The 11154-nt window shown below is 64.8% G+C and carries 15 protein-coding genes; 9 read left to right on the top strand and 6 right to left on the bottom strand.

Translation table 11 applies throughout. The annotated features are described in order from the left end of the window. The coding region (locus BSG17_RS22880; protein WP_394327985.1) for a transcription initiation factor IIB at nucleotides 1-566 on the top strand (566 nt) is incomplete at its 5' end. A 52-nt stretch (nucleotides 567-618) separates the two neighbouring features. Here BSG17_RS22880 and BSG17_RS22875 read toward each other — a convergent pair. Both BSG17_RS22875 and BSG17_RS22870 read right to left on the bottom strand, forming a co-directional pair. Next, a complete protein-coding gene (locus BSG17_RS22875) occupies nucleotides 619-1029 on the bottom strand; it encodes a CBS domain-containing protein (protein WP_089827701.1) in 411 nt (136 codons plus the stop codon). 9 nt (nucleotides 1030-1038) lie between these two features. Continuing rightward, nucleotides 1039-1245: a dodecin family protein gene (locus BSG17_RS22870; protein WP_089827700.1), complete on the bottom strand. Its 207-nt coding sequence runs from the start codon at nucleotides 1243-1245 to the stop codon at nucleotides 1039-1041. A 171-nt stretch (nucleotides 1246-1416) separates the two neighbouring features. Between BSG17_RS22870 and BSG17_RS22865 the strand changes: the two genes are divergently transcribed. The 4 genes from BSG17_RS22865 to BSG17_RS22850 all read left to right on the top strand — a co-directional run bounded on the left by BSG17_RS22865 (nucleotide 1417) and on the right by BSG17_RS22850 (nucleotide 4256). Continuing rightward, nucleotides 1417-2061 (top strand): phosphoribosyltransferase, encoded by a 645-nt coding sequence (locus BSG17_RS22865; RefSeq protein ID WP_089827709.1) that lies wholly within the window; start codon nucleotides 1417-1419, stop codon nucleotides 2059-2061. A 316-nt stretch (nucleotides 2062-2377) separates the two neighbouring features. Continuing rightward, the gene (locus BSG17_RS22860) at nucleotides 2378-2746 is read left to right on the top strand and encodes a DUF7964 domain-containing protein (protein ID WP_089827699.1); all 369 of its coding nucleotides are present in this window, start codon (nucleotides 2378-2380) and stop codon (nucleotides 2744-2746) included. Further along, nucleotides 2743-3936, top strand: a complete 1194-nt coding sequence (locus tag BSG17_RS22855; protein ID WP_089827698.1) for a tyrosine-type recombinase/integrase — start codon at nucleotides 2743-2745, stop codon at nucleotides 3934-3936. Before BSG17_RS22860 ends, BSG17_RS22855 begins: the two co-directional genes overlap by 4 nt. A 113-nt stretch (nucleotides 3937-4049) precedes the next feature. Next, nucleotides 4050-4256, top strand: a complete 207-nt coding sequence (locus BSG17_RS22850) for a DUF7835 family putative zinc beta-ribbon protein (RefSeq protein ID WP_089827697.1) — start codon at nucleotides 4050-4052, stop codon at nucleotides 4254-4256. A gap of 493 nt (nucleotides 4257-4749) precedes the next feature. Here the strand turns inward: BSG17_RS22850 and BSG17_RS22845 are convergent, their stop codons facing one another. Then, nucleotides 4750-4974, bottom strand: coding sequence for an LbetaH domain-containing protein (locus BSG17_RS22845; protein WP_244531679.1), 225 nt, complete (start codon nucleotides 4972-4974; stop codon nucleotides 4750-4752). Nucleotides 4975-5229: 255 nt separating this feature from the next. Here BSG17_RS22845 and BSG17_RS22840 point away from each other — a divergent pair, with 255 nt between their 5' ends. The 3 genes from BSG17_RS22840 (at nucleotide 5230) to BSG17_RS22830 (ending at nucleotide 8610) form a co-directional block, all read left to right on the top strand. Then, nucleotides 5230-7500: an NADP-dependent malic enzyme gene (locus BSG17_RS22840; protein ID WP_089827695.1), complete on the top strand. Its 2271-nt coding sequence runs from the start codon at nucleotides 5230-5232 to the stop codon at nucleotides 7498-7500. A gap of 435 nt (nucleotides 7501-7935) precedes the next feature. Then, complete coding sequence (locus BSG17_RS22835) at nucleotides 7936-8292, top strand: hypothetical protein (protein ID WP_089827694.1); 357 nt, start codon at nucleotides 7936-7938, stop codon at nucleotides 8290-8292. Nucleotides 8293-8358: 66 nt separating this feature from the next. Then, on the top strand, nucleotides 8359-8610 hold the full coding sequence (locus BSG17_RS22830) for a hypothetical protein (protein ID WP_089827693.1): 252 nt from the start codon (nucleotides 8359-8361) through the stop codon (nucleotides 8608-8610). Here the strand turns inward: BSG17_RS22830 and BSG17_RS22825 are convergent, their stop codons facing one another. Both BSG17_RS22825 and BSG17_RS22820 read right to left on the bottom strand, forming a co-directional pair. Then, the gene (locus BSG17_RS22825) at nucleotides 8611-9129 is read right to left on the bottom strand and encodes a hypothetical protein (RefSeq protein ID WP_089827692.1); all 519 of its coding nucleotides are present in this window, start codon (nucleotides 9127-9129) and stop codon (nucleotides 8611-8613) included. A gap of 77 nt (nucleotides 9130-9206) precedes the next feature. Further along, nucleotides 9207-10166 (bottom strand): transcription initiation factor IIB, encoded by a 960-nt coding sequence (locus BSG17_RS22820; protein WP_089827691.1) that lies wholly within the window; start codon nucleotides 10164-10166, stop codon nucleotides 9207-9209. Between the two features lie 327 nt (nucleotides 10167-10493). Here BSG17_RS22820 and BSG17_RS26455 point away from each other — a divergent pair, with 327 nt between their 5' ends. Beyond that, nucleotides 10494-10679 carry a hypothetical protein gene (locus BSG17_RS26455; RefSeq protein WP_139246774.1) on the top strand — a complete coding sequence of 62 codons (186 nt, stop codon included), beginning with the start codon at nucleotides 10494-10496 and terminating at the stop codon, nucleotides 10677-10679. A gap of 33 nt (nucleotides 10680-10712) precedes the next feature. On the opposite strand, the gene BSG17_RS22815 is transcribed toward BSG17_RS26455, so the two are convergent. Further along, a complete protein-coding gene (locus tag BSG17_RS22815; protein WP_089827690.1) occupies nucleotides 10713-11132 on the bottom strand; it encodes a VOC family protein in 420 nt (139 codons plus the stop codon). Nucleotides 11133-11154 lie beyond the last annotated feature (22 nt).

The following is an 11154-nucleotide window of genomic DNA, read 5'->3' as shown; positions in this document are numbered from 1 at the left end:
AGATCGACCGGATGGCCTCCGCGCTCGGCGTGCCGCGCTCCGTGCGAGAAGTCGCGGCCGTCATCTACCGGCGGGCGCTCGACACCGACCTCATCCGCGGGCGTTCCATCGAGGGCGTCGCCACGAGCGCGCTCTACATCGCCTGCCGCCAGGAGGGGATCCCACGGAGTCTCGAAGAGGTGTCGTCGGTCGCCCGCGTCGAACGGCGGGAGATCGGCCGCACCTACCGGTACATCGCACACGAACTGGGACTCGACATGCCGCCGGTCGACCCGAAGCAGTACCTCCCGCGGTTCTGTTCGGAACTCGACCTCAGCGAGGACGTCCAACAGCGCGCCGCGACGATCATCGAGCGGACGACGGCCGAAGGGTTACACTCCGGGAAGTCGCCGACCGGGTTCGCCGCCGCCGCCATCTACACGGCCGCGCTGCTCTGCAACGAGAAGCGGACCCAGCGGGAGATCGCGAAGGTGGCACAGGTGACCGAGGTGACGATCCGCAACCGCTACCGCGAGCAGCTGGAGGTCGTCGGCGTCGACTTCGACGAGCTGGTCTCCCACCGGTAGCTCGACCCGTTCGACTTCGGGCGAGTGGGGGTCGCCCGGTCGAACCGGTCGCTCACTGTCGCGGCGACTCCGCCTCGATGATGGCGGCCAGTTTCTCCAGTTCGGCGGCGAGCAGTCCGACGAAGTCGTCCAACGTGACGATGCCGACGAGCCTCCCGTTTTCGAGCACCGGCACCCGACGGACCTTCCGTTCGTCCATCTCGCTGATGACCGTGAAGACGTCCGAGTCGACGTCGACGGTGAACAGGTCCTCCGCCATCACGTTTCGGGCGGTCAGCGACGCCTCGCCGTCCATCGCGTAGAGGACGAGATCACGGTCGGTGACGATGCCGCGGGGGCTCTCGCCGTCGACGACGACGACCGACCCGACGTTGTGCGTCCGCATCGTCTCGACGATCTCGTCGATGGGAGCGTCGACGCCGACAGTGACGACGTCGGTTCTGGCGAGTCTCTCGAGGGTCATGGAGCTAGCTCACTCGTGGGCGACGGGGAAGGCGAGTTCGACGGTCGCCTTGTACTCCGTGATCTGTCCGTCTTCGACCGTCGCGGTCCAGTCTTCGACTTCGATACCGTGGATGTCCTGAACCGTCTCCGCCGCCTGCGCGACCGCTTCGCGCGCGGCGTCTTCCCACGATTCGGTGGAGGTTCCCAGGACTTTGATGATTTTAACGGCTGTCATCGCAACGTGTATAACGTCAGACAGTGGCAAATAGCTATGTGCGGGGGGCGTGGAGCCGTCGACCGCGATCGAACCCGTCGCGACCCACGAAATCTTATTCGTGGTGACGCACGTCTCTCCGGTGTCGACGTTGTCGCTCGCGAACCCCGCGAGGCCGACGACACCTCCACCATGTTCCGAAACCGAACCGACGCAGGCAGTAGACTTGCATCGCTCCTCCGGGAGAAAGGCATCGAGGCGGACGTCGTGCTCGCGATCCCTCGGGGCGGGCTCCCCGTCGGTCGCGCCGTCGCCGACACACTCGGCGTCCCGCTCGACGTCGTCGCCGCCCGGAAGATCGGCGCGCCGTCGAACCCAGAACTCGCTATCGGTGCCGTCGCCAGCGACGGCACCGTCTGGCTGAACGACTCGATCATCGACTCGCTGGATGTCGGCGACGAGTACGTCGAGCGGAAGCGTGCGGAGGAGGCCGAGGCCGCCGCCGACAAACTCGAGCGGTACCGACGCGACCGTCCGCCGCTCGACCTCGAAGGGAAGAGCGTCCTCGTCGTCGACGACGGCGTCGCGACGGGGGCGACCACCACCGCCTGTCTCCGCCAGGTGCGCGACGCCGGGGCGGAGCGGACGATCCTCGCGGTGCCGGTCGCGCCGCCGGACACGGTCCGCAAACTGGAAGACGAGGCCGACGAGGTCGTCTGCGTCGAGACGCCGCAGTACTTCGGTGCGGTCGGGGCGTTCTACGACGACTTCCGGCAGGTGAGCGACGCCGAGGCGATGTCGTATCTCTCGGACGACGAGACGGGTGCGAGCGCCTGAGAGCGCCGTCCTCGTGCGGGGAGCCGTCGGGATAACGTCCGATTACTCGGGACTGTCGTCGAGGGACCCGCTCTCAGTTCGAATTCCTATATCGATATGTGATTTATCTATTCGCGTATCCGCCAGATTCGCGCTCGAGAGCGTTCGATAGTGTCGATCCGTCGTCTCAGAGATCACTCTTGATTACTCCGATAGTCAAGAGTAGTTTTTAGTTGACTCCCGCCGTCGGCCATAGACAGACGATGACCATCGCACGCTCTCCGGCTTCGACGCCCGACACCACCACGAACGCTGTCCCGACGCCCGAGGTGACTCGATGAGCCAGCGGTTCGTCGACACGCTCCCGGACAGAGAGGTCGAAGCGGACCTCGCCGACGAACTCGAAGAGCTCGACGGCATCGAACAGTGCGTCGCCGTCCGCGGCAGCTACGACGGCGAACAGCTGGCCTACCAACTGCTCGTCAACATCACCGGGCGTGGCCTCCTCGCCCTCCACTACGACGAGGAGTGGCGCGTCGTCTACGACTCGGCCGACGACGGGGCACCGATAGCGGAGACGGCGGATCGTTCCGAGATGATCCACCGCCGCGCGCACGACGCGCTCTACGCCCACGCCGACGAGGACCCCGACTCGAACCACTACGAGACGACCCCGCCGTTCTGGACGGTGCCCGACGAGGAATGACCGCCGAGTCGAGCGACACTCCCGTCGCCGACCCGCTGGACGCGTTTCTCCGCTCGAAGGCGAAGGGTGGGGCCGGAAGCGGTAACTACCGTCGGAACTGCGAGCGCGTCGTCCGGGACTTCCTCGAGTGGCTCGCCCGCGACGGGGAGACGCCGGTCACCTTCGGCGACCTCGACGCACCGACGCTCCGCCGGTTCGCCCGCGCGCTGACCATCCACGACCCCGCGTCGGACGAACCGCTCCACCGACGCGAACTCGCCGCCGGGACGGTGCTCACCTACTACGCGCAGGTGAGCGCCTACGTCGGGTGGTGCGTCCGGGAAGGCTATCTCGATCGGAACCCGGCCCAGCAGAACGTCGCGAAGGAACCGCTGCCCAAGAACGACGGGCGACGGTCCGGCGACCAGCAGGCGTGGACCGACGACCACCGCCGGCGGATCACCCGCCACGTCGACCGGACGGTCGACGACGCGCTCGACGGACTCGACGAGGGTGACGACCTCTTCGAGGCGGTGCGGTCCTACCGGGACCGCGCACTCGTGTACGTGCTCTGTTATTCAGGCGTTCGCGGCGGCGAACTCGTCGCCGACCCGAAAGACGACCGCCGGACGGGGCTCCGCTGGCGCGACGTCTCGCTGGCGGACAACACGATGACAGTGTTCTCGAAGAAGCAACGATGGTCCGACCGGTCGCTCCCGACGCAGGCGGTCGCCGCAGTCGAGCGATATCGTCGGGTACTCGACCCGCGACCGGACTGGCCGGTGTTCCCGACGTTTCACTACCCGAAGCTCTACGCGACGGTACGGGCGGGGCTCGCCGACGACCACGACTGGAGCGAGTCGGCCGTCGAGGCGTACGTCGACGAACTGTCCGGACACGCCGACGTCTTCGACGCGCTCCGGGAGTACGACCTGACACCGCCGTCGATCACGACCGACGGCGCACGTCGGACGATGCGCCGACTCTGCGAAGCGGCCGACCTCACGCTCGACGACAGACACGGCTATCTCGCCCCGCACGGCGGGCGTCGTGGCGTCGGCGAGGTGATGGTCCGACAACGCGGGTTCACGGCGGCCGCTCGACTACTCGACAACTCCGAGTCGATGGTACGGGAACATTACTCGCATATCGAAGCGAGAGACCTCGCTGCCGACGCCGGGTCGGCCTTCGAGGAACACGACACCGGGTGAGACGGTCAGTTGCAAACCGTTGTCGGGGTTATTCGGTGTAAAAACGTCTGTCGGAGGCGGTATTAACAGCTCTATAGTGATACCCGTTCGGTCCTAAGTAGGGAGTGAAGACGATGGCCGCCAAGAAACCCCACCACGTGCAGCACGTCGAATCGTGTCCCGGTTGCGGCGAGGACACAGAGCACCAGGTTCGACTCCAGATCATGGAGGAGAACGACGGTCCGGACGACAAGAGCCGCTCGTTCTCGCGTGAGCCGTACCGCGTGAGCGAGTGTTCGGTCTGTGGCGAGACCGAGATGACCCGGATGAACAACGCCTGAGCCGACACGAGTCGACCGTCGACTTTCCGCTCCCGCGCGAGTCCGACGGACCGGACGAGACCGCGATTCACCCCGCAGTACAACGTTAATAACCTGCTAAGCGACCGCCACTCTGCGTCCGAGCTCCGGGAGTCGACGACTGTGCTATCTGCGTAGCAGTAAATGAGAATCCCGTCGTAGCCGCGCTGCAAGAGCCCCAAGAGACCCGAGCTCGTCGGTGACGGCCGTCACCTCGGCGGAATCGGTGTTTCGACTTCTCGAACGGTCGTCTCCTGGTACTCGTCTGAACCGTCTCCGACGGCGACGTGGCCACTCTCTCACTCCGGAACGTCGGACGACGCCCGTCGCCGCCGGAGGGACCACCGTCGCGAATGTAACGAGGAGGGGCGACGGGAGGTGAGGAGGCTCGTTACACCGGTAGTCGCGTAACAGTGTCGAGTCGCCGTCAGGAAGAGAGATCACAGCGAGAGCATCGCGCTTGCGACGAATGTAGTCACTCGAACCGCCCGACTTCTCTGTACTGCCGCCCGAGTTCGACGTAGTGTTCGTGGACGCGGACGACCTCGTCGCGCTGGTCGTCCGTGAGCGGTCTGGTCTCTGCCCGCGCGCCGTACGCGACGTGACCCGACGGGTCCGTCGGGCTCTGTAGGACGATAGCGCCAGCAGCGACGATACCGTTCGACTTTACGGTCGCTCCGTGGCGGACGGCACTCTGCATCCCGCCGTCGTCTTCGACGGTGGGGTAGTCGACGACGGTGTCACCGACGAGGGACGACAGCTCCGAGACGAACGCCGACCCCGCGACCGCGGGGGCTCCCCGTCGAGAGCACTCTGCGTGGGCTTACCCCGCAGGCCGGGCAAATACTCCTGTCGCCGGTGGGGGCGACCGCTCGTGTCGAAACCGTGTCGAATCTGTCGCTCACCTGACCGTCGAACAAAGGCCCTACCTACCTCCGCTACGAGGGAGCGACCGATGACGCTCGAAGACGACGCACGGGAGTACCACCGGCGTGCCCCGCCGGGCAAGGTAGAGATCTCGACGACCAAACCGACGAACACCCAACGGGACCTGTCGCTGGCGTACTCGCCGGGCGTGGCCGCGCCGTGCCGCGACATCGACGCCGACCCCGAGCAGGCCTACGAGTACACGGCGAAGGGGAACCTCGTCGGCGTCGTCTCCAACGGGTCGGCCGTTCTAGGCCTCGGCGACATCGGCGCGCAGGCGTCGAAACCCGTCATGGAGGGAAAGGGTGTGCTGTTCAAACGCTTCGCCGACATCGACGTGTTCGACGTCGAACTCGACCTCGAGGACCCCGACGCGTTCACCGAGGCCGTCGCCGCGATGGAACCGACGTTCGGCGGCGTCAACCTCGAGGACATCAAGGCCCCCGAGTGTTTCGCCATCGAGTCGGAGCTCTCCGAGCAGATGGACGTCCCCGTGTTCCACGACGACCAACACGGGACGGCGATCATCTCCGGTGCCGCGCTGCGGAACGCCGTCGACATCGCCGGCAAGGAGCTCTCGGAACTCGAAGTCACCTTCGCGGGCGCGGGCGCGGCGGCGACGGCGACCGCTCGCTTCTACGTCTCTCTCGGCATCCCCCGAGAGAACATTACGATGTGCGACATCAACGGCGTGCTCTCGGAGGCACGCGCCGAAGCGGGCGACCTCAACGAGTTCACCGAACCGTTCGCCCGCGGCGTCGACGACGGCGAACTCGAAGACGCGATCGAGGACGCCGACGTGTTCGTCGGCCTCTCTGTCGGCGGCATCGTCAGCCAGGAGATGGTGCGCTCGATGGCCGACGACCCCATCATCTTCGCGATGGCCAACCCCGACCCCGAGATCTCCTACGAAGACGCCAAATCGGCCCGCGAGGACACGGTCATCATGGCGACCGGCCGCTCTGACTACCCCAACCAGGTAAACAACGTGCTGGGGTTCCCGTTCATCTTCCGCGGCGCGCTCGACGTCCGCGCCACCGAGATCAACGAGGAGATGAAAGTCGCCGCCGCCGACGCGCTGGCCGACCTCGCCCGCCAGGACGTCCCCGACGCCGTCGTCAAGGCCTACGGCGACGAACCCCTGCAGTTCGGCCCCGACTACCTCATCCCGAAACCGCTCGACCAGCGCGTCCTCTACGAGGTGACGCCCGCCGTCGCCGAGGCCGCGATGGATAGCGGGGCCGCACGAAAGGAGATCGATCTCGGCGAGTACCGCGAAGAGTTGGAAGCCCGTCTCGGGAAGTCCCGCGAGATGATGCGGGTGGTGCTCAACAAGGCGAAGTCCGAACCGAAGCGCGTCGCGCTCGCCGAGGGCGAGGACGCGAAGATGATCCGCGCGGCCAACCAGCTGGTCGAAGACGACATCGCCGAACCGATCCTCATCGGGCGGACGAAACAGATCCTACGGAAGGCCGAGGAACTCGGCCTGGACTTCGACCCGGTCATCGCCAACCCCCACGAGGGCGAGTGGAACCACTACGTCGAGCATCTCTACGAGCGGCGACAGCGCAAGGGGCTCACCCGGACGGAGGCGGGCGAACTCATCCGGCAGGACTCGAACTACTTCGCCAGCGTGATGGTCGGAATGGACGACGCCGACGCGATGCTCACCGGCCTCACCCACCACTACCCCTCGGCGCTCCGCCCGCCGCTGCAGGTGATCGGCACCGCCGAGGACGCCGACTACGCCGCCGGCGTCTACATGCTGACGTTCAAGAACCGCGTAATCTTCTGTGCGGACGCGACGGTCAACCTCGACCCCAACGAGGATGTGCTCGCCGAAGTGACGAAGCACACGGCCAATCTCGCCCGCAGTTTCAACGTCGAACCCCGGGCAGCACTCCTGTCGTACTCGGACTTCGGCAGCGTCGACAACGAGGGTGTGCGAAAACCCCGAAACGCGGTGAAGCGCCTGCACGACGACCCCGAGGTCGACTTCCCCGTCGACGGGGAGATGCAGGCCGACACCGCACTCGTCGAGGAGATGCTGAACGACACCTACGACTTCGCAGACCTGGACGGGCCAGCGAACGTGCTGGTGTTCCCGAACCTCGAGGCGGGCAACATCGGCTACAAACTGCTCCAGCGACTCGGCGGTGCGGAGGCCATCGGCCCGATGCTCGTCGGGATGGACAAACCCGTCCACGTCCTGCAGCGCGGTGACGAGGTCAAGGACATCGTCAACCTCGCCAGCGTCGCCGTCGTCGACGCACAGGAAGACAGCGAAGGCGAACTGTAGCGCTCTCTCCGGGGCGATTTTTGGTCTAGAACGTTCAAGAGGATCCGCAGCGCGGACCCGACGCAAAAAAGTGAAAACGACGTCGTCGACCTCGTGGGGGCCGCCGTCGTCGACGCCCGAGGGTAGTCGCCGATGGCGGCCACTACTTCTCGGCCCGGCCGTGACAAGACAACAGAAATAACTGTACTTCCCATCCCGAGTCCGTTCGGAGACAGCGATCACAAATTTTAAAATTTGTAGAATTTGTACAGCTCATTGATAAAATGCGTTATAAACGAAGATCTAAAAAGAGAGAAAAATGTCAGCGAGAAATACCATACTAAAGAGAGTACAAGTAATAATGTAGTATACAGTCGGGATAGACGCTTCTCGGACCGTGTGCCGTGGTGACAGTCGACCGTGAACGTTAAACGCTTACACGCGAACGAGTAAACAATGAGTAGTACGCAACGTACCGGGACCGAGGTGCGCGACACGGTCGACGAACTGCGGGCAGGGACGCGGTCCGTCCGTATCAACGGGATGGGGCCGTTCAACGTCCGCGAACGGCGCGAGCGCGCGAACTACGCCGGCGAGTACGTCGACACGACCGTCGAACTCATCGGTGAGAACCGTCGGATCCGTCTCCTCGCGAAGGACAAGGGGACGCGCGGCGCCGGAACGCCCGTCGTCTACGAGATCGATCCGGAGGGGAACCGCATCTCCGACGCCGAACGCGTCGACTCGATTACGCTCCCCGAGACGATCACGTCCGACGTGACGGTGCTCGACTATATCGACTCTGTTCAGTAGCAAAGAATTTCTTTCTTTCCGTATTTACTCTAGTTATTTTTCCGGCTACGGCCCGTACGATCGCGTATGTCAGTCGACTCGGTCCTCGTGCGAGTCAGCTGGGAGTGTCCGTTCTGTGGAGCCAGTCGGACGAACATCCGACAGGCCGCCGACGAGCCCCGTGCCCGAGGCGGACTGTTGAACCACATCCGACACACCGCCGACGAGGAACACGGGGAGTGGCGGACGCTCCCCGACGGTCTCTCGACGATGGAGTTGGACGCGTATCTGTCGGTCGAACCGGTGGCGCTGGGAACAGACGGATCGGACGAGTCGTAGTCAGTCGGTCAGCGCGTTGGCGACGCGGCGGAGGGCGTCGACCTGTCGTCGAACGTTGGCGGCGAGTTCTTCGACGAGTTCGTGATCCGAGCTGTACCGTCGGCGACACTCCTCGAGCGCCGTGGTGCTCGTCTCGAGCGTCTCGAGCAGTGTCTCGAGGCGGTCGGCCGCCGCCCGGATCTGTTCGGCGTAGCCGAGCGTCGGGCTGTCCCAGACCTCCTCGGCGGCCTCGCGCGTCTCGGCCAGTTCCGCCCGCCACCGCGCTACCCGTGTCGCGGACGGAACCGCCTCGGCGTCGCCGAACTCGTCGACCAACTGGACGAGTCCTCCGTAGAGGATCGACGGCCCGAGGTTCCGTTCGAGCCACGCCTCGGCGGTCATCTCGTCGGCGGCGGCGACGCCGCCGAGGTCGTCCAGCACGGACGCGGGGACCTCGATCCGTTCGCCCCGAACCCGGGCGACGACGTAGCTCGACTCGTCGGTAGACTCGCCCGCCCGGGCCGGCTGGTCGTCGGTCACGACCGTAAGAGGGCGAACAGCGAGGTATAGCTTCCCCCGTTGGGGTCGACGCGTGTGAAAAGAGAGAAGCGACGGCCTCAGTAGAGACCCATCGCTTCGATCTGTTCCTGATAGCGGTTGCGGATCGTGACCTCGGTGACCTGCGACACCTCGGCGACCTCCCGCTGGGTCTTCTTCTCGTTACAGAGCAGCGAGGCGGCGTAGAGCGCGGCGGCGGCGAACCCGGTCGGCGACTTCCCCGAGAGCAGTCCCTGCTCGGCCGAGACGTCGATGATCTCGTTGGCCTTCTGTTTGACCTCCTCGCTGACGCCGAGTTCGCTCGCGAAGCGGGGGACGTACTCCTTGGGGTCGACCGGTTGCATCTCCAGCTTGAGTTCCTGGGCGATGTAGCGGTACGTCCGGCCGATCTCCTTGTACGGGACGCGGGCGACTTCGGTCACTTCGTCGAGGCTCCGCGGGATCCCCTCCATCCGGCAGGCGGCGTAGAGACAGCTCGTCGAGACGGCCTCGATCGAGCGTCCGCGGATGAGGTCCTCGTTGAGCGCGCGGCGGTAGAGCACCGACGCGACCTCGCGTGTCGACCGCGGCGCGCCGAGCGCGGAGGCCATCCGATCCATCTCGCTCAGCGCGAACTGGAGGTTCCGCTCACCGGCGTCCTTCGTCCGGATACGCTCCTGCCACTTCCGCAGCCGGTGCATCTGGGAGCGCTTCTCCGAGGAGAGCGACCGCCCGTAGGCGTCCTTGTTCTTCCAGTCGATCTGGGTTGTCAGCCCCTTGTCGTGCATCGTCTTCGTCGTCGGTGCGCCGACGCGCGATTTCGAATCACGCTCGTTCTGGTTGAACGCACGCCACTCCGGCCCCCGGTCGATGTTCTGCTCGTCGAGCACGAGTCCACAGTCGTCACAGACGAGTTCGCCCCCGCTGTGGACGACGCTATCGGACGAGCACTCCGGACAGGTCTGCTCTTCCGATTCGTCGGACGTCTGTTCGTCCTCGTCGACGCGACGGCGGGATCGTTGCCGGGAGAAATCAGCCATTGAGATACGTTTTCAGGTTCGAGCGTGTAAATATGTGCTGTTTTCAGATTTCGGGGTGAATCGCCAGACGGCGACGTGGTAGAGTGTACAACCCGGAGGATTCCCCTACTTTATCGTACCGATTCACCCCCGACCAGCAGAGATACAAACGAGGTCGAACCGCCAGTTGAAGCTTCCGATTAGATCATCGACACGACGAAACGAACTGAGAGGAATAGTAAATTTTCCATAAATAACCGATAAATAGAGAGTTTGCGACGAATCCTTCGGGAGACTGTCCGACTGTGGGAAAGTAATATGTGGTATGCTATCTATTATCGTGGATGTATGTTGTACGAATGTCGATTCTGTGAGCAAGGGTTCGTCGGCAACCCCGGTGAATCGTGCCCTGACTGTGGCGCGGACGACGAGGAGTTCCCGGAGGGGTATCTCAGGGCGAGACCGAACACGCCCGAGACGACCTACGGGAGGGGTTCTGACTCTCGACGCCGGGGAGGGACCTCGACGATGTGACTCCGCTTCTCGGCGACGTCGGGTGACTCTCGCCTACGCTTCGAGTACCTCGACAAGGTTCCCCTCTGGGTCGCGGACGAACATGATCCGCGTCCCGCTCTCGGTCGTCTGAGGGGCGCTGAGCGTCTCGACGTCGTCGGGGAGGCCGGCGTAGAACGCGTCGAGGTCGTCGACCGACAGCCCCAGATGTGTCGCACCCGGCTGGTTGAGTCGACTTGCTTTGCGCGCGTCGCCTTCGGGGTCGTACTCGACGAGTTCGACGCGTGCACCGTCTGCGTCGAGATGCGCGAAGCGGCCGGTCGCGCCGTCGACGTCGACGCCGGTCGAGAACGCCTCGCCGGAGACCGAGAAGCGGGCGGCGACGTCGAGTCCGAACACGTCCTCGTAGAACGTGACCGCTCGGTCGAGTTCTGCGACGGTGACGCCGAAGTGGTGTGCGCTGCAGTCGTTCATACCTCCTCTCGCGGGGCCGGTC

The organism is Halogranum amylolyticum, assembly GCF_900110465.1.
Classification (GTDB): domain Archaea; phylum Halobacteriota; class Halobacteria; order Halobacteriales; family Haloferacaceae; genus Halogranum; species Halogranum amylolyticum.
The sequence above is the reverse complement of the archived record's forward strand: the minus strand, read 5'-3'. Positions and strand labels throughout refer to the sequence as shown.

Excerpts from the sequence above, each read along its gene's own strand:
- BSG17_RS22850 (WP_089827697.1), top strand. The coding sequence starts at position 4,050 with ATGGCCGCCAAGAAACCCCACCACGTGCAGCACGTCGAATCGTGTCCC.
- BSG17_RS22865 (WP_089827709.1), top strand. The coding sequence starts at position 1,417 with ATGTTCCGAAACCGAACCGACGCAGGCAGTAGACTTGCATCGCTCCTC.
- BSG17_RS22815 (WP_089827690.1), bottom strand. The coding sequence starts at position 11,132 with ATGAACGACTGCAGCGCACACCACTTCGGCGTCACCGTCGCAGAACTC.
- BSG17_RS22835 (WP_089827694.1), top strand. The coding sequence starts at position 7,936 with ATGAGTAGTACGCAACGTACCGGGACCGAGGTGCGCGACACGGTCGAC.
- BSG17_RS22855 (WP_089827698.1), top strand. The coding sequence starts at position 2,743 with ATGACCGCCGAGTCGAGCGACACTCCCGTCGCCGACCCGCTGGACGCG.
- BSG17_RS22875 (WP_089827701.1), bottom strand. The coding sequence starts at position 1,029 with ATGACCCTCGAGAGACTCGCCAGAACCGACGTCGTCACTGTCGGCGTC.
- BSG17_RS22845 (WP_244531679.1), bottom strand. The coding sequence starts at position 4,974 with ATGCAGAGTGCCGTCCGCCACGGAGCGACCGTAAAGTCGAACGGTATC.
- BSG17_RS22870 (WP_089827700.1), bottom strand. The coding sequence starts at position 1,245 with ATGACAGCCGTTAAAATCATCAAAGTCCTGGGAACCTCCACCGAATCG.
- BSG17_RS22840 (WP_089827695.1), top strand. The coding sequence starts at position 5,230 with ATGACGCTCGAAGACGACGCACGGGAGTACCACCGGCGTGCCCCGCCG.
- BSG17_RS26455 (WP_139246774.1), top strand. The coding sequence starts at position 10,494 with ATGTTGTACGAATGTCGATTCTGTGAGCAAGGGTTCGTCGGCAACCCC.
- BSG17_RS22830 (WP_089827693.1), top strand. The coding sequence starts at position 8,359 with ATGTCAGTCGACTCGGTCCTCGTGCGAGTCAGCTGGGAGTGTCCGTTC.
- BSG17_RS22860 (WP_089827699.1), top strand. The coding sequence starts at position 2,378 with ATGAGCCAGCGGTTCGTCGACACGCTCCCGGACAGAGAGGTCGAAGCG.
- BSG17_RS22820 (WP_089827691.1), bottom strand. The coding sequence starts at position 10,166 with ATGGCTGATTTCTCCCGGCAACGATCCCGCCGTCGCGTCGACGAGGAC.